At 59.6% G+C, this 21792-nt stretch carries 15 protein-coding genes and 1 pseudogene; 15 read left to right on the top strand and 1 reads right to left on the bottom strand.

Going from position 1 to position 21792, the window contains the following annotated elements:
- The first annotated feature begins 3 nt into the window (after positions 1–3).
- The 5 genes from treS (at position 4) to AC0Z8Z_RS06385 (ending at position 10001) form a co-directional block, all read left to right on the top strand.
- The gene (treS, locus tag AC0Z8Z_RS06405) at positions 4–3324 is read left to right on the top strand and encodes a maltose alpha-D-glucosyltransferase (protein ID WP_122535248.1); all 3321 of its coding nucleotides are present in this window, start codon (positions 4–6) and stop codon (positions 3322–3324) included.
- Between the two features lie 2 nt (positions 3325–3326).
- A complete protein-coding gene (gene glgB, locus AC0Z8Z_RS06400; protein ID WP_485618470.1) occupies positions 3327–5576 on the top strand; it encodes a 1,4-alpha-glucan branching protein GlgB in 2250 nt (749 codons plus the stop codon).
- A gap of 443 nt (positions 5577–6019) precedes the next feature.
- A complete protein-coding gene (locus AC0Z8Z_RS06395) occupies positions 6020–6703 on the top strand; it encodes a TIGR04211 family SH3 domain-containing protein (protein ID WP_485618469.1) in 684 nt (227 codons plus the stop codon).
- Between the two features lie 194 nt (positions 6704–6897).
- A complete protein-coding gene (gene ggt / locus AC0Z8Z_RS06390) occupies positions 6898–8625 on the top strand; it encodes a gamma-glutamyltransferase (RefSeq protein WP_485618468.1) in 1728 nt (575 codons plus the stop codon).
- Between the two features lie 191 nt (positions 8626–8816).
- Positions 8817–10001 (top strand): acetyltransferase domain-containing protein, encoded by a 1185-nt coding sequence (locus AC0Z8Z_RS06385; protein ID WP_485618467.1) that lies wholly within the window; start codon positions 8817–8819, stop codon positions 9999–10001.
- Between the two features lie 36 nt (positions 10002–10037).
- Here AC0Z8Z_RS06385 and AC0Z8Z_RS06380 read toward each other — a convergent pair whose 3' ends face one another.
- A complete protein-coding gene (locus AC0Z8Z_RS06380) occupies positions 10038–11180 on the bottom strand; it encodes a MalY/PatB family protein (protein ID WP_485618466.1) in 1143 nt (380 codons plus the stop codon).
- Between the two features lie 248 nt (positions 11181–11428).
- On the opposite strand from AC0Z8Z_RS06380, the pseudogene AC0Z8Z_RS06375 reads away from it, so the two are divergent.
- From AC0Z8Z_RS06375 to AC0Z8Z_RS06330, 10 genes and pseudogenes are all read left to right on the top strand, one after another.
- Positions 11429–13819 (top strand): annotated as a pseudogene (locus AC0Z8Z_RS06375) (type VI secretion system Vgr family protein); the annotation flags it as partial.
- Between the two features lie 72 nt (positions 13820–13891).
- Complete coding sequence (locus AC0Z8Z_RS06370) at positions 13892–15454, top strand: T6SS phospholipase effector Tle1-like catalytic domain-containing protein (protein ID WP_485618680.1); 1563 nt, start codon at positions 13892–13894, stop codon at positions 15452–15454.
- Complete coding sequence (locus tag AC0Z8Z_RS06365) at positions 15451–16089, top strand: DUF2931 family protein (protein ID WP_485618465.1); 639 nt, start codon at positions 15451–15453, stop codon at positions 16087–16089. The genes AC0Z8Z_RS06370 and AC0Z8Z_RS06365 overlap by 4 nt, the downstream gene beginning before the upstream one ends.
- On the top strand, positions 16076–16753 hold the full coding sequence (locus tag AC0Z8Z_RS06360; protein ID WP_485618464.1) for a hypothetical protein: 678 nt from the start codon (positions 16076–16078) through the stop codon (positions 16751–16753). Before AC0Z8Z_RS06365 ends, AC0Z8Z_RS06360 begins: the two co-directional genes overlap by 14 nt.
- Positions 16750–17388: a DUF2931 family protein gene (locus tag AC0Z8Z_RS06355; protein ID WP_485618463.1), complete on the top strand. Its 639-nt coding sequence runs from the start codon at positions 16750–16752 to the stop codon at positions 17386–17388. The genes AC0Z8Z_RS06360 and AC0Z8Z_RS06355 overlap by 4 nt, the downstream gene beginning before the upstream one ends.
- Positions 17389–17506: 118 nt before the next feature.
- Positions 17507–18052 (top strand): hypothetical protein, encoded by a 546-nt coding sequence (locus tag AC0Z8Z_RS06350; protein ID WP_485618462.1) that lies wholly within the window; start codon positions 17507–17509, stop codon positions 18050–18052.
- Positions 18049–18687, top strand: a complete 639-nt coding sequence (locus AC0Z8Z_RS06345; RefSeq protein WP_485618461.1) for a DUF2931 family protein — start codon at positions 18049–18051, stop codon at positions 18685–18687. The genes AC0Z8Z_RS06350 and AC0Z8Z_RS06345 overlap by 4 nt, the downstream gene beginning before the upstream one ends.
- A 343-nt stretch (positions 18688–19030) precedes the next feature.
- Complete coding sequence (locus AC0Z8Z_RS06340) at positions 19031–20002, top strand: IS110 family RNA-guided transposase (protein ID WP_485618460.1); 972 nt, start codon at positions 19031–19033, stop codon at positions 20000–20002.
- Positions 20003–20239: 237 nt separating this feature from the next.
- A complete protein-coding gene (locus tag AC0Z8Z_RS06335) occupies positions 20240–20503 on the top strand; it encodes a PAAR domain-containing protein (protein ID WP_122537003.1) in 264 nt (87 codons plus the stop codon).
- Positions 20504–20857: 354 nt separating this feature from the next.
- Positions 20858–21742 (top strand): manganese catalase family protein, encoded by an 885-nt coding sequence (locus AC0Z8Z_RS06330; protein ID WP_485618459.1) that lies wholly within the window; start codon positions 20858–20860, stop codon positions 21740–21742.
- Positions 21743–21792: the final 50 nt, after the last annotated feature.

Here is a 21792-nt window from a genome sequence, read left to right as displayed (position 1 = left end):
GTCATGGCAAAGAAACCCCGCAACGCTGCCTTTATCGAAGACCCGCTCTGGTACAAGGATGCGGTGATTTACCAGGTCCATGTGAAATCGTTTTTCGATTCCAACGACGATGGCATCGGTGACTTCCCCGGCCTGATCGCCAAGCTCGACTACATTGCCGAGCTGGGCGTCAACACCATATGGCTGCTGCCGTTCTACCCGTCGCCACGCCGCGACGATGGCTATGACATCTCCGAATACCGTGGCGTGCACAGCGATTACGGCACCATGGCCGACGCGAAGAAGTTTATCGCCGAGGCCCACAACCGCGGTCTGCGGGTGATTACCGAACTGGTCATCAACCACACCTCGGACCAGCACGCGTGGTTTCAGCGCGCGCGCCACGCCAAGAAAGGCTCCAAGGCGCGGGATTTCTACGTCTGGTCCGATGACCCGCAGAAATATGACGGCACCCGGATCATCTTTCTCGACACCGAGAAGTCCAACTGGACCTGGGACCCGGTGGCTGAGCAGTACTTCTGGCACCGTTTCTATTCCCACCAGCCGGACCTGAACTTCGACAACCCGCAGGTCATGAAAGCAGTGATCGAGGTCATGCGCTATTGGCTGGACATGGGCATCGACGGCCTGCGTCTGGATGCGATTCCGTACCTGATCGAACGCGACGGCACGAACAACGAAAATCTGCCGGAGACCCACCAGGTCCTCAAGCAGATCCGCGCCGAGATCGACGCCAACTACCCCGACCGCATGCTGCTGGCCGAAGCCAACCAATGGCCGGAAGACACTCAGCTGTACTTTGGCGATCGCAAGGGCAAGGACGGCGACGAATGCCACATGGCATTCCACTTTCCGCTGATGCCGCGCATGTACATGGCGGTGGCCCAGGAAGACCGTTTCCCGATCACCGACATCCTGCGCCAGACCCCGGAAATCCCGGAGAACTGCCAGTGGGCGATCTTCCTGCGTAACCACGATGAACTGACGCTGGAGATGGTCACGGACCGCGAGCGCGATTACCTGTGGAATTACTACGCCTCGGACCGTCGCGCGCGGATCAACCTGGGCATTCGTCGTCGCCTGGCGCCTCTGCTGGAACGTGACCGCCGCCGGGTGGAGCTGCTGAACAGCATGCTGCTGTCCATGCCCGGCACGCCGACCCTGTATTACGGCGACGAAATCGGCATGGGCGACAACATCTACCTCGGCGACCGCGACGGTGTGCGTACGCCGATGCAGTGGTCGATCGACCGCAATGGCGGCTTTTCCCGCGCCAACCCGGCGAGCCTGGTGCTCCCGCCGATCATGGACCCGCTTTATGGTTACCAGTCGGTCAACGTCGAAGCGCAGGATCATGACCCGCATTCGCTGCTGAACTGGACCCGGCGCATGCTCGCCGTGCGCCGGCAGCAGAAAGCCTTCGGCCGCGGCACCCTGAAAATGCTCTCGCCAAGCAACCGCCGCATCCTGGCCTACACCCGCGAATACACCGGGCCAGACGGCAAGACTGAAATCATCCTCTGCGTCGCCAACGTTTCGGCCGCGTCTCAGGCTGCCGAGCTTGAACTGGCGCCGTACGCCGGGACAGTGCCGGTCGAAATGCTCGGCGGCAGCGCCTTTCCACCCATTGGCCAGCTCAATTACCTGCTGACGTTGCCACCTTATGGCTTCTACTGGTTCTTGCTGGCCGCGGAGAATCAAATGCCCAGCTGGCACGTTGAACCGGCCCAGAGCATGCCGGACTTCCCGACCCTGGTGCTCAAGCAGCGCCTGGAAGAATTGCTCGAAGAACCCCTGCGCCAGACCATGGAGCAGCAGTCGCTGTCGGTTTATCTGCCGAAACGCCGCTGGTTCGCCGGCAAGGGCACGGCCATCGACAGCATTCACATTGCCTACGCCGTGCGCTTCGGCTCCACGGTGCGGCCGGCGTTGCTGAGCGAAATCGAAGTGACCTCTGGCGGCGAAACGGTGCGCTACCAGTTGCCGTTTGGCCTGTTGCCGGAAGACGACATCAGCAGCGCCTTGCCGCAACAGTTGGCCCTGTCTCGCGTGCGACGTGGCCGTCAGGTCGGCTTGATCACCGATGCGTTCACCCTTGAGCCGTTCATTCGCAACGTCATCAAGGGCATGCAGGACAACACCGTGCTGGCGACGCCGGACGGTGAGCTGCAGTTCCAGAGCACGTCGCAACTGGCGCCACTGGGGCTGAACGAAGAAGCCGAAGTGCGTTACCTCTCGGCCGAGCAGTCCAACAGCTCGGTGGTGGTCGGCAAGAAGCTGGTGCTGAAAATGATTCGCCGTGTCGCGGCCGGTACTCACCCGGAACTGGAAATGGGCGCGTACCTGACCGAAGCCGGCTACCCGCACATCTCGCCGCTGCTGGGCGCGGTCGTGCGCGTCGACGGGCAGGGCGAGAAGAACCTGCTGATGATCGCCCAGGGTTACCTGAGCAATCAGGGCGACGCATGGGAATGGACCCAGAACAACCTCGAACGCGCCGTGCGTGATCACATGGCCCATGGTCAATCGGCGCTGGAGCAACAAGCCAACGCGCTGATCGAACTGAAAGACTTTGCCGGCCTCCTGGGTCAGCGTCTGGGTGAGATGCACGTGATCCTCGGCGCGCCGACGGACAACCCGGACTTCAAGACCGAAGTCACCAGCGTCAAGGACAGCGAAGCCTCGGCGAAGAGCGTGTCGGCGCAGATCGAGCGTGCCTTGCAGCTGCTTGAACAGCACCGCGACTCCCTGGAAGCCCAGGATCAGCAGCTCATCACCGAGCTGCTGGGCAAGCGCAAGGCGCTGCTGGCCCAGGTCAAGACCCTGGCGAAACAGTCCGTTGGCGGCTTGAGAATGCGCGTCCACGGCGACTTGCACCTTGGTCAGATGCTGGTGGTGAAGGGCGATGCCTACCTGATCGACTTCGAAGGCGAACCGGCGCGTCCGCTGCAGGAACGTCGGGCCAAATATAGCCCGTTCAAAGATGTCAGCGGCGTGCTGCGCTCCTTCGATTACGCTGCAGCGATGGCCATGCGTAACGCGCAAAGTGCGGACACCTCGGCACAGGCTGAAACCGCTCGCCAGCAAGTGGCCGAAACGTATTTGAAGCAGGCGCGGGAAGCCTTCCTCGACGGTTATCGCAAGGCCACCGTTGAAGTGGGTCACGACTGGAAAGATGCCAAAGGTGAGGCTGCTGCGCTGGCGCTGTTCACCCTGGAAAAAGCCGCTTATGAAGTGGCCTACGAGGCCGAGAATCGGCCGACATGGTTGTCGGTTCCGCTTCAAGGCTTGCGCGGGCTTCTAGACCTGTCTGATGGAGAATGAAAATGAGTGCGTCTGACCAATTCGGTAATGGCAACCACGCGATATTGCCCAGCGCCGTCGACCTGGACGCGTTGATCCGTGCGGAGCACCGCGACCCGTTCTCGATGCTCGGCCCCCACAGCGATGGCGCTGAAGGCCAGGTGATCCGCGCCTACCTGCCCAATGCACTGGCGGTGCGCGTGCTGTCTCGCGATGGCGAACGTGACCTCGGCGAGCTGAGCATGACCGAAAAGCCGGGCTTCTTTGCCGGTCAGTTTCCGGTGCGCGAACCCTATCTGCTGAAAATCTCCTGGGCCACCGGCGAGCAAATCACCGAAGACCCGTACAGCTTCGGCGAGCAGCTGGGCGAGATGGACTTGTACCTGTTCGCCGAGGGCAACCACCGCGACCTGAGCAGCGCCCTGGGCGCGCAGGTCAAGAATGTCGATGGCGTCGACGGCGTGCGCTTCTCGGTGTGGGCACCGAATGCCCGCCGTGTTTCGGTGGTCGGCGACTTCAACAGCTGGGACGGCCGTCGTCACCCGATGCGCCTCCGTCACCCGACCGGTGTGTGGGAAATCTTCATCCCGCGCATCGGCCCGGGCGAAGCGTACAAATACGAAATCCTCGGCCAGCACGGCGTTCTGCCGCTCAAGGCTGACCCGATGGCCCTGGCAACTCAGTTGCCACCTGCTACCGCTTCGAAAGTCGCGGCGCCGCTGGCCTTTGAATGGCAGGACCACGACTGGATGCAGTCACGGGGCGACAAGCACGACATTCATCAGCCGCTGTCGATCTACGAGCTGCACGCCGGCTCGTGGCAATGGCACCACGGCGGCGATGACGAGCCGGATCGCCCGTACGACTGGCGCGAGCTGGCAGAGAATCTGATTCCTTACATCACGGAACTGGGCTTTACCCACATCGAACTGATGCCGATCATGGAGCACCCGTTCGGCGGTTCATGGGGTTATCAGGTGTTGTCGCAATTTGCACCGAGTGCGCGCTATGGCAAACCGGAAGACTTCGCTGCCTTCGTTGATGCCTGCCACCGTAACGACATCGGCGTGATTCTTGATTGGGTGCCGGCGCACTTTCCGACCGATGCACACGGTCTGGCCCAGTTCGACGGGACCGCGCTGTACGAATACGCCAACCCCCATGAAGGTTTCCATCAGGACTGGAACACCCTGATCTACAACCTGGGTCGCACCGAAGTCCACGGCTTCATGATTGCCTCCGGTATCCATTGGCTGAAGAACTTCCACGTTGATGCGTTGCGCGTGGATGCGGTGGCGTCAATGCTGTACCGCGATTACTCCCGCAACGCCGGGGAGTGGGTGCCGAACCGTTACGGCGGTCGCGAAAACCTGGAAGCCATCGATTTCCTGCGCCACCTCAACGACGTGGTTGCGATCGAAGCGCCTGGCGCGCTGGTCATAGCCGAGGAATCAACCTCGTGGCCGGGCGTTTCTCAGTCCACACAACAGGGCGGTCTGGGTTTCTCGTACAAGTGGAACATGGGCTGGATGCACGACACGCTCAAGTACATCGAGCAGGACCCCATCCATCGCCAGCACCACCATTCCCAGCTGAGCTTTGGCTTGGTCTACGCGTGGTCCGAGCGGTTCGTGCTGCCGATTTCCCACGATGAAGTGGTGCACGGCAAGCATTCGCTGATCGACAAAATGCCTGGCGACCGCTGGCAGAAATTTGCCAACCTGCGCGCGTACCTGTCGTTCATGTGGACCCACCCGGGCAAAAAGCTGCTGTTCATGGGCTGCGAGTTTGCCCAGTGGCGCGAGTGGAACCACGACACCGAGCTGGACTGGCATTTCTTGCAGTACGCCGAGCACAAGGGCGTGCACACGCTGGTCAGCGACCTCAACCGGTTGTATCGCACGGAAAAGGCGCTGCACGAGCAGGACTGTCAGCCACAGGGTTTCCAGTGGGTCATTGGTGACGACGCCGGCAACAGCGTCTATGCCTACCTGCGCTGGAGCAAGGAAGGCGAGCCGTTGCTGGTGGTCGCCAACCTCACGCCGGTGCCGCGAGCAGCCTACCGCGTTGGCGTTCCGTTCAGCGGCAAGTGGGCCGAGCTGTTTAACAGCGATGCGGGGGTCTATGCCGGTTCCAACTTCGGCAACGGCGGCGGCGTGCGCACCGACGAGATCAAGAGTCACGGCCAGGCGTTCTCGCTGTCCTTGAACCTGCCGCCGCTGGGCGTGGTGATTCTCAAGCCGACCGTGGAGCAGTTGCAACACGATGAGTGATAACGCCTTGCATTGAGCCGTGTTTGGTCTCGACACTGTGCAATAGCTGAACGGCTGAACGGCTGAATAGCTGATAGGCAGGAAACCTGTGGGAGCGAGCTTGCTCGCGAATAGCTTTCTTTCAGTCGACATGATCGTCTGATAAAGCATTCGTCAGCGGACTCGCTCCCACAGTCGTTTCAGCTCTTCCTACAGACGTTGTGGGACCTTTCCCTGGCGAATGTCATCCCTCGCCACTGAACCTGACATCTTTTCAATGGTCTGTTGACCACTGCGCGCGCAGTACGCCCGGGTTACGGCCCGCGACGTCCGGCTGAATTTCGCCCGCGCCAGAGGCCTATTCCAGCAGTTGCAGCGCGTTGTTCGTCGCTGTCCGACCAGGCGTTATTCCCTTGCATGCGGCCCGCCCATCGGCCTTCTTTTCAATTTGTCGAAGATTATCCATGCCTATTTCTCCCTCCGATGCCTCCCTTCGCTTGACCCCTGTGCCGGGCGTTCGACGCCGTTTGCTCAATGCCGGCCTGCTGACCACCTTGATAACCGCCGCCGTAGCCAGCCCGTTCGCACTGGCCGAAACTACGAGCAAGGATCGCTGGGTCAGTGACACCCTGAGCACTTACGTACGCAGCGGTCCCACCGACGGCTACCGCATCGTCGGCACCTTGAAGTCCGGGCAGAAAGTCGAGCTGATCAACACCCAGGGCGACTACAGCCAGGTGCGAGGAAGCACGGGCGACAACGTCTGGATTCCCACCGCTGACCTGCAGGAAGTGCCGGGGCAGGCCGAGCGCTTGCCGCAATTGACCCAGAAGGCCGCTGACCTCAGCGCGCAACTGAAGACCATCGACGACGACTGGAAGACCAAGGTTCAGGGGATGCAGGAAACCCTGGAGTCGCGCAAGAAACTGGTCGACGAGCTCGAAGCACGGACCAAGGACCTGAACGCGCAGCTGGCCAGCGCCCAGTCCGATTTGCGCACGACCCAGGCAAAGCTGGGTGATGAAAACAATCAGGTGCTGATGCGTTACATGGTGTACGGCGGCAGCATCGCCGGCGCCGGACTGTTGCTGGGCCTGATCCTCCCGTCCCTGACCAAGGGCCGCAAGCGCAACGATCGGTGGTTCTGAGTCCGCTTCGTCCTACCTTCTAAACGCGCACTGAACCCGGCATTCCCCATGCCGGGTCTTATCCCGGGGCTTGGGCAAAAACCTGGCCCGCGTCTCTGGCAATAACTGGCAACTTTCCCCCCATGCGCTAGTTTAGTGCGGGGCGTCCTCTGCCCACCGCTGTCTCCCACCACAAGAAAAAAGAGAAACTGCCCATGAAGTACGAACCCTTCGCCCAGTCGCTCCTTGCGACGTTGCTCACCCTTGGTCTGTCCTGCGCCCACGCCGCTTCCGTGGCCCCGGCCGCTGCTGAAAACGGCATGGTCGTCACCGCTCAGCATCTGGCCACCCATGTGGGTGTCGACGTACTCAAATCCGGCGGCAACGCGGTGGATGCAGCCGTTGCCGTGGGTTACGCCCTGGCGGTGGTCTATCCGGCTGCTGGCAACCTGGGCGGAGGCGGTTTCATGACCATCCAGTTGGCGGACGGACGCAAGACCTTCCTCGACTTCCGCGAAAAAGCGCCGCTGGCAGCCACCGCCAACATGTACCTGGACAAGGACGGCAACGTCGTGCCGGACCTGAGTTCCAAGGGGCACCTGGCCGTCGGCGTGCCCGGCACTGTGTCCGGCATGGAGATGGCGCTCAGCAAATACGGCACCAAAAAACGCGCTGAAGTCATTGCGCCGGCGATCAAACTCGCTGAAAACGGCTTCGCCCTGGAGCAAGGAGACGTCGACCTGCTCGGTACCGCCACCGATGAGTTCAAGGCCGATGCAAAGGATCTCGGCACGATCTTCCTGAACAAGGGGCAGCCGCTGCAAGTCGGTGACACCCTCGTGCAAAAAGACCTCGCCAGGACCCTCAAGGAAATCTCCGCCAAAGGCAGCGATGGTTTCTACAAGGGCTGGGTGGCCAAGGCCATCGTCGATTCGAGCCAGGCAGGGAAGGGCATCATCACCCAGGCGGATCTCGACAAATACGCAACCCGTGAACTCGCGCCTATCGAATGTGATTACCGCGGCTACCACGTGGTCTCGGCGCCGCCACCGAGCTCCGGCGGCGTGGTCATCTGCGAGATCATGAACATCCTCGAAGGCTACCCGATGCAGGAGCTGGGCTATCACTCCGCCCAAGGGCTGCATTACCAGATCGAGGCCATGCGTCACGCCTACGTCGACCGCAACAATTACCTGGGCGATCCGGATTTCGTCAAAAACCCGATCAGTCATCTGCTTGATCGCGACTACGCCGCCAAGCTCCGCGCCGCCATCGAACCGCAGAAAGCCGGCATCTCCCAGAACATCAAACCCGGCGTCGCGCCCCACGAAGGCAACAACACCACCCACTATTCCATCGTCGACAAGTGGGGCAACGCGGTTTCTGTCACTTACACCCTCAACGACTGGTTCGGCGCTGGCGTAATGGCCAGCAGCACCGGCGTGATCCTCAACGATGAAATGGACGACTTCACCTCCAAGGTCGGCGTACCGAACATGTATGGCCTGATTCAGGGCGAAGCCAATGCCATCGCCCCAGGCAAGTCGCCGTTGTCGTCGATGAGCCCGACCATCGTCACCAAGGACGGCAAGACGGTGATGGTGGTCGGCACGCCGGGCGGCAGCCGCATCATCACCGCTACCTTGCTGACCATGCTTAACGTGATCGACTACGGGATGAACATCCAGGAAGCGGTCGACGCGCCACGCTTTCACCAGCAGTGGATGCCGGAAACCACCAATCTGGAGGCCTTCGCCGTCAGTCCGGATACCCAGAAGATCCTCGAAAGCTGGGGCCACACGTTTGCCGGTCCTCAGGACGCCAATCATCTGGCTGCCATTCTCGTCGGCGCGCCGGCGCTGGGCGGCAAACCTGTGGGCAACAACCGTTTCTACGGTGCCAACGATCCGCGTCGGAGCACCGGCCTGTCCCTCGGTTATTGATCTGAGCGCGAGCCGAGTCACCGGACGGGCAGGGTGCTCGCGTCCGGTGACGTGTGCTGCGGTGCTCCTCAGGCAAGACCCTGCGCGTGATTTTGGTTGCGCGTAGGGCGCTCTGAAGTGTTATGTTATAACCAGATTTTGCAGGCCATCCACTGGCCTGCCGGTTATCGCGCTTCGAGAGTCCATCGCGTATGCAAACCCTGTCTGTCCCCTTGCAATCTCCCGCTACGTCTATTGCCCATCCCGGCCGCCTGCAATCGATCGATGCCCTGCGTGGACTGATCATCGTGTTCATGCTGCTGGATCACGTGCGCGAGACCTTCTTTCTGCACCATCAGGTCAGCGACCCGATGGACGTCGCCCAAACCAGCGTCGATCTGTTCATCAGCCGCACCCTCGCGCATTTCTGCGCGCCGCTGTTCGTGTTCCTGACCGGGCTTTCCGCCTGGCTGTACGGCGAACGGCATGCGGGCAAGGGCGCGGTGGCGGGGTTTCTATTCAAGCGCGGGCTGGTATTGATCGCGCTTGAACTGACGCTGGTGAACTTCGCCTGGACGTTCCAGTTTCCGCCGACGGTGATTTACCTGCAGGTCATCTGGGCGATTGGCCTGAGCATGATTGCGCTGTCAGCGATGGTGGTACTGCCGCGCGGGGTGCTGGCGGCGCTGGGACTGGCGATCATCGCCGGGCATAACCTGCTGGATGACGTGCACTTTGCCGTGGGCTCGGCGATGCACATTCCGTGGGCGATTCTGCATGACCGCGGCTGGATCGAGGTCGGCGACAGTCTGCGCCTGCGCACGTCGTACCCGCTGCTGCCGTGGATCGGCGTGATTGCCGTGGGTTACGCCGCCGGGCCGTGGTTTGGCCGCGACGCGAATGGGGAAAAGCGTGAGATCAACCTGATTGCCTGGGGGTTTGGCGCACTGACGCTGTTTCTCGCCCTGCGCGGCATCAACGGCTATGGCGAGAAGCCGTGGGTGGAGGGTGACACCACGGCGCAGACCCTGATGAGCGTGCTCAACGTCACCAAGTACCCGCCGTCGCTGCTGTTCATCAGCCTCACGCTGGGCGTCGGCTTGCTGGTGCTGGCCTGGCTTGAGCGACAACAGGGCCGGGCCTGGCTGCGACCGCTGGTGACCTTTGGTGCGGCGCCGATGTTTTTCTACCTCCTGCACTTGTACGTGCTGAAGCTGCTGTATGTCGGCGCGGTGGCGATCTGGGGCACCACCCAAGGCCAGTACTTCGGGTTCACTTCGGTACTGGGCCTGTGGGGCTGCGCCGCGGTGCTGACCGTCGTGTTATGGCCGGCGGTGAGTTGGTTCGCGGCGCTCAAGGCGCGTCGCCGGGACATCGCCTGGCTCAAGTACTTCTGACCACGGCATGTAGGGCCGGCTTTAGCCGGGAAGGTGTCAGATGTCGCGCAGGCTGCGTTCCATGCGCGCCAAGCCTTCCTCCAGCATGGGCCGTGGGCAGCCGAAGTTCAGACGTACGAACTGGCCGCAGTCGTCGCCGAATTCCAGTCCGTCGCTGAGCGCCACTTTGGCGTGTTCGAGGAAGAACTGCTGCGGGCTCTCCAGCCCCAGACCCGAGCAATCCAGCCACGCCAGGTACGTGCTCTGGGGCAGGTGCATCGTGATCCCCGGAAAGCGGTTTTTGATGGCATCGGCCAGGTAATCGCGGTTGTCCTGCAGATACGCCACGACTTGTTCCAGCCAGGGAGCGCCTTCCCGATAAGCGACTTCGGTAGCCTCCAGGCCCAGGGCGTTGACGCTGTCCACCAGCCCCAGGCGCCCGGCATTGAAACGTTGGCGCAACTCGGCGTTCTGCACCACGGCGAATGCAGTCTTCAACCCGGCGATGTTCCACGCCTTGCTCGCCGACATCAGCGTCACGCTGCGCGCCGCGATCTCCGGGCTCAGGGAAGCAATCGGCGTGTGCTGACGACCGTCGAACAGCAGGTCGGCGTGGATCTCGTCGGAAATGATCAGCGCATCACGCCGCACACAGGCTTCACCGATGGCGAGCAATTCGTCGCGTTCGAATACCTTGCCCAGCGGGTTGTGGGGATTGCTCAGCAGCAGCGCGCCATGGTCGGGCAGGGCGCGTTCCAGCGCCGCGACGTCGGTGGGGTATTCGCCCTGGGCGTCAACATGGAAGGGCAGATCGATGCGCGGCAGTTTCCAGTTCGCCGGCGCGTGCAGCAACGGTGAATAGTTGGGCGTCTGCACCAGCACCGCGCTGGACGGCGAGACCAGTGCATGGAGCGCCATGTTCACGCCGGGCTCGACCCCGGGTAGGAACACCAGGTCCTGCGCCTCGATCTGCCAGCCGTACCGGTCAGCGAGATGCTTGACCAGGGTTTCCCGCAGCGCTTGCTGGGGCACGGAATAACCCAGCAGCGGGTGCTCCAGACGGTTCTTCAGCGCCTGCACAATGGGGGTGGCCACGGGGAAATCCATGTCTGCCACCCACATCGGCAGCACGTCTTCGGGGTACTGGCTCCACTTCTTGCTGCCGGTGTTCAAGCGCTGAAAAACGTTATTCAGATCCATGTTCTGGCCTGTCCTGCTCGAAAAAAGAGGGGATTGTGCCAGAGAAAGCGGGGTTGGGTTTGCTGCCGATTTTGGGTTTGTAGGATTAGTCCGTAAATGCCGCTGGAACCGTCTCCTTCGTGCCTCCCCCTCTGGAGTCACACTTTGAAATGCCGCATCTTCGCCCGCTTCAGCCCCTGTCATGGATGAGTTGATCGGTTCTTTATGGACCGGTCGGGGGCGCATTTTCCTGCCAGGGACGCTCATTCATGCTTAACGCAATGCCGCCTTTCTTCGATCACAGTCGCCATAAGCTTGTTGTTCATGGTTTGCCCATTACGCTCGATGTTTTAGCCTTTGAAGGTGAAGAACAGCTGAGTCAGCCGTTTCTTTATCGCGTGGAATTCACTTCGGTTGAGCCGGACATCGGTGCCGAGCGGATGCTGGGCAAGACAGCACAGTTCAGTCTGCATGCTGCGGCACATACGTTGCCTGTTGCGATTCGTGGGTTGCCGGTCCCTCGGGTTGAAGTGTTGCGGACGTTGCATGGGGTGGTCACCGGGTTCAAGCGACTGTCGGGTTCTGCTGACGAAGCGCGTTATGAAGTGACGCTGGAACCGCGCTTGGCGTTGCTGGCCCGTGGGCGGCAGTTCCGGATTTATCAGCATCAGTCGGTGCCGCAAATTGTCGAGAGCATTCTGCGTACGCGGCATGATTTTGAGGGGCAGGATTTTCTATTCACGCTGGTGCGGGAGTATCCGAAGCGTGAGCAGGTGATGCAGTACGGCGAGAGCGATCTGGCGTTTATTTCGCGGTTGTTGGCCGAGGTGGGGATCTGGTATCGCTTCACTAACGATGAGCGATTGGGGATTGCGGTCGTCGAGTTTCATGATGATCAGCGGCATTACGTTCGGCCTCGGATCAGTCTGCCCTACCGGCCTCAGTCGGGGCTGGGCAGCAGCGGTGCGGACGGGGTTTGGGGGCTGCAGGTCAGTCATGGGGTGGTGGAGCAGAGCGTTCACTTTCGGGCTTATCACCATCGGGATGCCAGTGCTTGGCTGGATGGGGATGTTGATCAGACGCGGGGGGATTCCACGACTTATGGCGAGGCTTATCACTATGCCGAGCCGTACAAGGTGCTTGGCGACAAGCTGGATCAGGATGAGGATTTAGAAGGGGAAAGCGGGTTTTTCTATGGGCGGTTGCGTCATGAGCGATATCTGAATGATCAGACTCGGCTAAGTGGCGTGAGCAGCAGCGCTTCGTTGGGATTGGCGCAGGTGCTGGCGATTTCCGGCGGAGCGCCTCAGGCGTTTGAACCGGGGGCGGTGATCACTGGATTGAAGCTGCGTGCGGCGCGGGATCGCGGTTTCGAGCTGAGCTTTGAAGCGATTCCGTATTCGGAGAGCGTGTGCTTTCGGCCGCCTTTGCTGGCAAAGCCTGAGATAGCGGGCACTGTGCCAGCGCGCGTGACCAGTTCGCTGGCCAACGATCCCTACAGCCACATCGACAGCGAAGGTCGTTACAAGGTCAGCTTTCTGTTCGACCGCGATAGCTGGAAACTCGGTGAGGAAAGTCTGTGGCTGCGGCTTGCCCGTCCGTATGCCGGGGACACCCACGGCTTGCATCTGCCGCTGGTCTGCGGGACCGAAGTGGCAATTGCTTTCGAGCAAGGCGACCCGGATCGACCCTACATCGCCCATGCGCTTCACGACAGCCGACACCCCGATCACGTCACCCTCACGCGCAGCGATTACAAACGCAACGTCCTGCGCACGCCTGCCAACAACAAGCTGCGCATGGAAGATGATCGCGGCAAGGAACACATCAAACTCAGCACCGAACACAGCGGCAAGAGCCAGTTGAATCTCGGGCATCTGGTCGACAACGAGAAGGACAAGCGCGGCGAAGGGTTTGAGTTGCGCACCGATGGCTGGGGCGCGATTCGGGCGGGAAGCGGGCTGTTTATCAGTGCGGATGAACAGACCGAAGCCCACGGTCAGCAGCTGGACATGGACGCGGCGATCGACCAGCTTGAAACCGCGCTTTCCTTGGCCCGCACCATGGCCCAGGCCGCGAGAAGTGCGGGCGCCATTCCCGCCGATACGAGCGGCCAAACGCAACTGAACGATGCGCTCACCAATCTCACCGAGCCCGGCCTGCTGCTACACGCACCGGCCGGCATCGGCATCGTCACTCCTGAAGCGATCTGCCTGTCCTCCGGTCGCGAAAGCGTCGCCATCACCTCGTCACGCTCAACCGACCTCAGCGCCGGACGCAACATCACCGGCACCGCCGAAGGCGCGATCAGCCTGTGCGCCGTCACCAAGGGTCTGCAAGTAAAAGCGGTTCAGGGCGACGTTCAGATTCATGCCCAAAGTGCCGCACTGCACGCGCTTGCCCAAGACGGCATCAAGATTGAAAGCCTCGCCGGCCGGATCGAAATCAGCGCCCCGGAAGAGCTCCTCCTGAATTGCGGTGGCGCATTCATCCGTATCAAGGATGGCGAGATCGAGCTGGGGGCGCCCGGCAACATCTATCACCGTGCCGTTTACGTGCTAAAGGGCGGTGCCACCACGCTGACGACACCGGTGACGCCAATACCTTATGGCTATGGGGCGGGGTACACCCTGGTCGACGCGCAACAGGCCGCCGCACGCTTTGTCCGTTACCGGATCACCACGCAGAACGGCGAAGTGTTCAACGGCGTGACCGACAAGGACGGCAGAACCATGCCCGTCCACACGATGTTGCCTGGAAACATCGCGATCGACTTTCCGCAGCCTGAAGAGTGGCTGACGCCGCGTCCCGCACCTGAACCGGAGGAGGAAGAAGAGGAAGAGGAAATCACCGAAGGCATCACGCTGCGCATCGGGTTGTTCTTTGACGGGACCGGGAATAATCAGAGCAATGCGGCGGCGACCGCGCAATGTCGACAATCGGATTTGGACAGTTTCAGTCGCGAAGAGCTTGAGAGCATTGCGGCGACGTGCAAGCAGTATGGGTTTGGGGAGTTTGACGGGAGTGCGTTTAACAGCGCGCCGAATAACAGTTACGGGAATGCACCGAGTAACGTGGCGTATTTGTATGACTTGTATCCGGATAACACCGCGACGCCAGTCAGTAAAGACGCGGAAATCGGTTACATCAGGGCATACATCGAAGGAATTGGTACCCGTAGCGGTGGCAAAGATGACGTGCTGATTGGGCAAGCTTTAGGGCAAGGAGAGACAGGGGTGGTTGCTCGGGTGAGACAGGCGCCCGCAATTGCTGCTAAACAGTTTGAACGTTTTTTTCAAGCTAACCCCAATGCCATTGTTAAACGCATCGAGTTCGACATCGTCGGTTTCAGCCGCGGGGCGGCTGCCGCACGTCATTGCACTAACGAACTGCTTAAACCTCAGCGCGGTGTATTTGCAGATTTGCTAAGAGGTGGCCGACCCGGCCTTTTAAAAAGCTTCGATCCCGCATCCGACACCTGCATAAACCTGGTCGGTTTGTTCGATACGGTGGCCGCAATCTCGACCCCCTTGAGCGGCGACTTCAGTCCCGGCGATGACATCAATCGCGGCGTTAATCTTTATCTTCCTCCCGATTGCGCCAGACAGGTCATTCAGTTGCATGCCCTCAATGAATATCGAGCCGACTTTTCTCTCAAGAACGTACACCACACGCACCTCCAGATAGGCCTGCCGGGCGCTCACTCCGATGTCGGCGGGGGCTATCTCCCACGAGCACGAGAAAAGTTGTGGATGACGCAGCCCTGCAAGGCCAGCGTTCCGACCGGCCAAAGGGTTGAGTTCCACGCGGCTTGGGCCCGTGCAGAGGCCGACGCCAAGGCATTGCGCGAATCAGGCGTGGCTCGCGACGGCTACGTTGCGGTGAAAGCCTGGCCCGCAGCAACTAACCCTCGCGGCAAAGCCGCGTCGGTCATGGAGGACTACTGGATAACCGTACTGCTCGAACGCCCCGTGCATGGCGAACTGAGCTTGATTGCACTGCGCGTCATGCGAGAGCTGGGGATGCGTCACGGCGTTCCCTTCAAAGGTCTGGAGGAGCGGCCTGAACTGACACTGCCGGGTGAACTCAAGTCCATCGCCGAGCGAATCTTGCAGCAGGTCATGGCGGATCGGCTCGTAAGACTTGAACCCGCGCAAGAGGCATTGCTACGAGCACGCTACATCCACATTTCCGCGCATTGGACCCCGGAGGGCCCCTTTCTTTTCAGCAAACCGGCACCACTCAATCGTAGGAATGTGCATCTCAACCGCCCGCAAAAGGGGTATCCAGAATGAAGCGTTTGGTCTTCGCAGCGGGATTGCTCATCAGCCTAAGTGCCTGCGCAACGGGAGGGTCAGTACCTCCACCTGTCAAGCTGCCATATCCAGCGTGGTACGTAGGCTTTGCCGCACCCAAGCACATGGAAGTGTGGGTGGAAAGCGTCGATGTGCTTGATCAGCGAGGATACGTTTTCTTCAATGTGCATGCCGGAGTCGCCGGCTACACGCGTAAGCCTAGGGGTTGGCATAAGGGCACATCCGGGGGAAAACCCATCACCAACGTCGACTTGCCGGACCAACTCCTTCTACGCTGGCAGTCACTTGTGGAGCCTCAGGCTTACAAAATCAGCATCCGGATACCGCAATGGGTCCGTGATGAGATGGTTAGGCCAGAGCGTGTTCTTTGCCAGTGGAATCAGCAATGGAAAACAGACTATCGGGAGACGATCACGCTGGGCATGGCACCCGGCGGAATCGTCAAAGTGTTGGTAGGGGGATCTTGTTTGGATTTCAAGGAAGTCGGCCGTTACCAAGCTAAGGTCGAGCTGCTCGGCCCATACCGTGGCGCAAGCAAGGGCAAGTACATCCCACTCGAACCTGAAAACAAAGCCTACGTCGACCAGCACGGAATTCCCTATGGCAGTTGGTAACGCTGCTGCGGCCTCGCACCCATCGCGCCACCGCACAGATGAACGTCTCAGAACCCACTGCGGCGAGTATTCCGATGTCGGCGGGGGCTATCTCTCACGAGCACGAGAAAAGTTGTGGATGACGCAGCCCTGCAAGGCCAGCGTTCCGGCCGGCCAAAGGGTTGAGTCCCACGCGGCCTGGGCCCGTGCAGAGGCAGACGCCAAAGCCTTGCGCGAATCAGGCGTCGCTCGCGATGGCTACATTGCGGTGAAAGCCTGGCCTGCAGCAACTAACCCTAGCGGCAAAGCTGCGTCGGCCATGGAGCACTACTGGATAACCGTGCTGCTCGAACGCCCCGTGCATGGCGAACTGAGCCTGATTGCATTGCGTGTCATGCGTGAGCTGGGGATACGTCACGGCGTTCCATTCGACGTAATCACCAATACGGATAAACGATTCATGTTGCCCGATGAACTCGTGCCAATCTCGAAGCGAATCTTGCAGCAGGTAATGACAGACCGGCTTGTACGACTTGAACCTGCGCAACAGAAATTACTCCGAGCGCGTTACATCCACCTGTCCGCGCACTGGACCCCTGAGGGTCCCTTCCTATTCAGCAAACCGGCACCACTTAATCGTAGGAATGTGCATCTCAACCGTCCGCAAGAAGGTTACCCCGAATGAGGCATCTGATATTTGCGGTTGGTTTATTGATCAATCTCAGTGCCTGCGCGAGTGGGCCAAGATTACCACCAGCCCCCAAGCTGCCGTATCCGGCCTGGTACATAGGTTTCGCTGCACCCAAGCACATGGAAGTCTGGGTGGAAACCGTCGATGTTCTGGATACGCGTGGACTCGCTTTCTTCAGGGTGCACGGCGGCGTCGCGAGTTATACAGGGAAAGTCGAGGGTTGGCACCAAGGGGTGTCGGGAGGAAAACCTATAAATAACGTCGATCTACCCGACCAGATTTTCCTGCGTTGGCAGTCACTGGTAGAGCCTCAGGCTTACAAGATCAAAATACAAATACCCCAGTGGGTACGCGAAGAGATGATTCGGCCAGAGCGAGCGTTTTGTCGATGGGCAGCCGAGTGGAAGAAAGACTATCGAGAGACAATCACGCTAGGCATGGCGCCCGGCGGAATTGTAAAAGTGTGGCTAGGCGGATCGTGCCTGGACTTTAAAGAAGTCGGTCGCTACCAAGCTAAAGTCGAACCGCTCGGCCCCTACCGTGGCGCAAGCAAAGGCAAGTACATCCCGCTCGAACCGGAGAACAAAGCTTACGTAGAACAACACGGCATTCCCTATGGCAGTTGGTAACGCTGCTGCGGCCTCGCACCCATCGCGCCACCGCACAGATGAACGTCTCAGAACCCACTGCGGCGGGTATTCCGATGTCGGCGGGGGCTATCTCTCACGAGCACGAGAAAAATTGTGGATGACGCAGCCCAGCAAGGCCAGCGTTCCGACCGGTCAAAGACCTGAATCCCACACCGCCTGGGCCCGTGCAGAGGCGGACGCCAACGTATTGCGCGAATCAGGCGTGGCCCGCGATGGCTACATTGCGGTGAGAGCCTGGCCTGCAGCAACTAACCCTCGCGGCAAAGCTGCGTCGGCCATGGAGCACTACTGGATAACCGTGCTGCTCGAACGCCCCGTGCATGGTGAACTGAGCTTGATTGCACTGCGTGTGATGCGCGAGCTGGGTGTGCGTCATGGAGTGCCATTCGACGTCATTACCGATACGGATAAACGCTTCAAGTTACCAGATGAACTCATGCCAATCTCCAAGCGAATCTTGCAGCAGGTAATGACCGACCGGCTCGTGCGACTTGACCCTGCGCAAGAGGCACTACTCCGGGCACGTTACATCCACCTGTCCGCGCACTGGACCCCTGAGGGTCCCTTTCTATTCAGCAAACCGGCGCCGCTGAATCGCAGGAACGTGCACCTCAACAGTCCGCAAGAAGGTTATCCGGAATGAGGTGCCTGGGTTTTGCAGTCGGATTCCTACTCAGCCTGAGTGCCTGTGCCACGGGTGGCTCAGTACCCCCACCTGTCAAGCTGCCATATCCGGCGTGGTATATCGGCTTCGCCGCGCCCAAACACATGGAAGTGTGGGTGGAAAGCGTCGATGTGCTCGATCAGCGGGGATACGTTTTTTTTAACGTACATGCCGGGGTCGCCGGTTACACGCGAAAGCCCGAGGGCTGGCACAAGGGCACATCTGGTGGCAAACCCATCAACAACGTCGACTTACCAGACCAACTCCTTCTGCGCTGGCAGTCACTAGTGGAGCCTCAGGCTTACAAAATCAGCATCCGAATACCGCAGTGGGTACGCGATGAGATGGTTAGGCCAGAGCGCGTCTACTGCCGTGGCTCAAAAGAATGGATAGACGACTACCGTTTCGCGATTACGTTGGGAATGGCTCCGGGAGGTATCGTGAAAGTTTGGGCCGGTGGGCCCTGTCTGGGTTTCAAGGAGGTCGGCCGCTACCAAGCCAAAGTCGAGCCCCTCGGCCCCAACCAAGACGGAAAAGGGTTGTTTTACCGAGCACCCAGTCCAGCGGCGCAAGCCTGGATAGACCGGCACGGCGTTCCTTATGGAAGTTGGTAATTCGATTGTCAACGTTCCAAGACGCCGCTTGCGAGTTAATCGTCCTGGCCGTAAGACGCCCTAGGATCACGTTGGCTGATACAACGCGTTCGCCAGCAAGCCGGCTCCTTGTATCTCGACTTTGTCTTCTCAGAAGGTAAAGTTCTCGACTGATCATCGAGGGAAAGGCGTGAAGACGACCGGCTCCTAGTGGCGTTATAGCCTGCGAAGTAGATCCATTCTCCGCCTTTCCAACCTCACTCATTGAGCTCGTACGATATCTAGAGCCACGCTGTGAGCTCGCATTTACAAGGTCGAAGCCGAGTGACGCGATGATTGATCTTCAGTTGAAAAGGAGAACAGCATGTCTGCATTCGTTGGCGTTGACATGGCCAAGAATACTTTTGATGTTGCGACGCCGTTGGAAAATGGCAAACACCGCACCAAGGGCAAGTTGAGCAATGATGCCAAGGGATTTGCCGAGTTCGAGTCCTGGCTCCAGAAGCATGCCACCGCCGATGCGCTGATTGTCATTGAGGCCACGGGTAACTACCACGAAGCGCTGGCAGATTTCCTTTTCCAAAAGGGATATCGGCTTCATATCGCGAACCCTGCCACCACCGCCGCTCATGCCAAGTCGGAGTTGTCACGCAACAAGACTGACAAGACTGATGCCAAACTCATCTCCGATTTCGCCATGCAGAAGCATCGCAAGCTAAGGCTTTGGGTGCCTGAGCCACAGTCGCGGCGCCGCCTGAGGGCGTTGGTCCGCCGTCTGGAAGATCTCAACGAGATCCGTCAGATGGAGAAAAACCGCTTGGAAGTTGCCAGCCCGAACGTCGTAACGTCGATCGAATCGGTGATTGCTCATGTCTCGGAAGAAATCACCGAAACCGAAAAAGCGATCAAGCAGCACATCGACGATGATCCTGACCTGCGCGGCAAGAGCGAGTTGATGACCTCCATCAATGGTCTAGGCGAGAAAACTGCCGCGCTGATCCTCGCGGAACTGGGAGACCCTCTGGATTACGAGGGGCCGAAAAAGCTCTCTGCCTTCGCTGGATTATCGCCCCGACAGGACCGCTCTGGAGGCTACGTGGGTCCAACCCGCATAAGCCGAACCGGGTCGTCGCGGCTCAGGGGCGGTCTTTACATGCCCGCGATCGTAGGAATTCAACACAATGAGGTGCTGAGAGAATTCGCCAAGAGATTGAAGGCGAACGGAAAGGCTCCCAAGCAAGTTATCTGTGCAGTGATGCGCAAGATGTTGCACCTGATCTATGGTGTGCTTAAGAGCAACAAGCCATTCGACCCTGGAATTGCTTTGGCCGCTTGAAGGCTGATCGACTAGGACTTGGATGGCCAAGGGGTCGTTGCCGGGTGAGCTGCGGAGGTACCTTCGTGCCTTACTAAAAGCAGCAGCGCTAACGCGCTGCTGGGGTTGCAGTCGAGATATCAAGACGATATCTACAGTCAGGGGTACTACGAGATAGTTGGCAGTGCTGAGCAGCTTATAACCAATCACCGTAGACAGATAATTACTCAATCAAACTAACCGAGAGTCTTCACAACTATGAAAGACATCATCCGCCTAGGCGATCTCACTACTCACGGCGGCGTTGTGCTTCAGGCCTTTTCGCACACCGACCTCAACGGCAAGCCCATCGCCGGTGTAGGACACAACGTCAGTTGCCCGTTATGCAAAGGTATTTTCCCCATCGCCGAAGGCAGCAGCACGTACGCGGTGGATGGAATCCCCGTTGCGCTGGACGGCATGAAAACCGCGTGTGGTGCGGCACTCATTGCCAGTGGCCCTAAGGGCGCCGTTACCCGCTGAAATCAAACTGCGCTGGTCACCGAAGGGTCTCGCAAAAAAAACACGGAGAAATCGACGGTGCAATGCCGTCGGTTTTGCACTGCTCTGCGCTGCTGCAGGTCGATTGCGGTCACCCCTCCAAGGTTGGCGGAGCCTTCAAGAAATCAACACGCCGCCTGTCGGAACACAATCGACCGTTATTAAACTTTTCGCGCCAAACCACTTGTCGGGTCCATCTTCGCTTTCCTGAATTCGAGCTTCAGGCACCTCTCTTTATATCTGTGCGTTCTGCTTAGTTGACCGATCGCTGTAATCGAAACATGAACTTGTCGTTAAAAACCCTGATACGAATTAGCCTGAGAAGGGAGTGACACTATGTTCCTGCACAATAAGCGTCTTCAATACACCGTTCGCGTCGCGGAGCCTAATCCGGGTCTGGCCAATTTGCTCCTGGAGCAGTTTGGCGGCGCCCAGGGCGAGCTGGCCGCGGCCACCCGTTACTTCACCCAAGCGTTGGCCGAAGAAGATCCAGGTCGTAAGGATCTGTTGCTGGACATCGCGACCGAGGAGCTGAGCCACCTTGAGATTATTGGCTCGATCATCGTGATGCTCAACAAAGGCGCCAAGGGCAAACTGGCCGAAGGCGTGCAAGCCGAAGGCGAGTTGTACCGTGACATCAACGGTGCCGGCAATGATTCACACATCACCAGCCTGCTTTACGGCGGCGGTGCGCCGCTGGTCAACTCCGCCGGTGTGCCATGGACTGCGGCCTACATCGACACCATCGGTGAACCGACGGCGGACTTCCGTTCGAACATCGCTGCTGAAGCACGGGCGAAGATTGTCTACGAGCGCCTGATGAACGTGACCACCGATCCAGGCATCAAGGACGCGCTGGGCTTCCTGATGACCCGTGAAATCGCGCATCAGATTTCCTTCGAGAAAGCGCTGCACTCGATCCAGCCTAACTTCCCGCAAGGCAAGCTGCCAGGCATGCCAGAGTTCTCCCGGACTTACTTCAGTATGTCCAACGGCGAGCCGAACGTACGCGGGCCGTGGAACAGCGACGCTGATTTCGAATACGTCGAGAATCCCAAGCCGGCAGTAGACGGTGGTGATGGCACCGCTTCGGTCACGTTGAGCGAAGACGATTCGGTCACCCTGACTATGATGAAGGAGCGCCTGAAGTCTGACCTGGACGCTGACCCGATGACCGGTGCTGATCTCGGATCAGGTCTGGCACAGGGCAAAGCTGAGTAAACCTTGAGGGTAGGGCCGGTGCACAGCCGGCCCTCCGGTCTACGTGATCA

This window comes from Pseudomonas sp. 1L-C-7-B-C1 (genome assembly GCF_057291635.1).
The sequence above is the reverse complement of the archived record's forward strand: the minus strand, read 5'-3'. Positions and strand labels throughout refer to the sequence as shown.

Bases quoted from the DNA above. Each gene is read 5' to 3' on its own strand.
- treS (WP_122535248.1), top strand. From the start codon at position 4: ATGGCAAAGAAACCCCGCAACGCTGCCTTTATCGAAGACCCGCTCTGG.
- glgB (WP_485618470.1), top strand. From the start codon at position 3,327: ATGAGTGCGTCTGACCAATTCGGTAATGGCAACCACGCGATATTGCCC.
- AC0Z8Z_RS06395 (WP_485618469.1), top strand. From the start codon at position 6,020: ATGCCTATTTCTCCCTCCGATGCCTCCCTTCGCTTGACCCCTGTGCCG.
- ggt (WP_485618468.1), top strand. From the start codon at position 6,898: ATGAAGTACGAACCCTTCGCCCAGTCGCTCCTTGCGACGTTGCTCACC.
- AC0Z8Z_RS06385 (WP_485618467.1), top strand. From the start codon at position 8,817: ATGCAAACCCTGTCTGTCCCCTTGCAATCTCCCGCTACGTCTATTGCC.
- AC0Z8Z_RS06380 (WP_485618466.1), bottom strand. From the start codon at position 11,180: ATGGATCTGAATAACGTTTTTCAGCGCTTGAACACCGGCAGCAAGAAG.
- AC0Z8Z_RS06370 (WP_485618680.1), top strand. From the start codon at position 13,892: ATGCCCGTCCACACGATGTTGCCTGGAAACATCGCGATCGACTTTCCG.
- AC0Z8Z_RS06365 (WP_485618465.1), top strand. From the start codon at position 15,451: ATGAAGCGTTTGGTCTTCGCAGCGGGATTGCTCATCAGCCTAAGTGCC.
- AC0Z8Z_RS06360 (WP_485618464.1), top strand. From the start codon at position 16,076: ATGGCAGTTGGTAACGCTGCTGCGGCCTCGCACCCATCGCGCCACCGC.
- AC0Z8Z_RS06355 (WP_485618463.1), top strand. From the start codon at position 16,750: ATGAGGCATCTGATATTTGCGGTTGGTTTATTGATCAATCTCAGTGCC.
- AC0Z8Z_RS06350 (WP_485618462.1), top strand. From the start codon at position 17,507: ATGACGCAGCCCAGCAAGGCCAGCGTTCCGACCGGTCAAAGACCTGAA.
- AC0Z8Z_RS06345 (WP_485618461.1), top strand. From the start codon at position 18,049: ATGAGGTGCCTGGGTTTTGCAGTCGGATTCCTACTCAGCCTGAGTGCC.
- AC0Z8Z_RS06340 (WP_485618460.1), top strand. From the start codon at position 19,031: ATGTCTGCATTCGTTGGCGTTGACATGGCCAAGAATACTTTTGATGTT.
- AC0Z8Z_RS06335 (WP_122537003.1), top strand. From the start codon at position 20,240: ATGAAAGACATCATCCGCCTAGGCGATCTCACTACTCACGGCGGCGTT.
- AC0Z8Z_RS06330 (WP_485618459.1), top strand. From the start codon at position 20,858: ATGTTCCTGCACAATAAGCGTCTTCAATACACCGTTCGCGTCGCGGAG.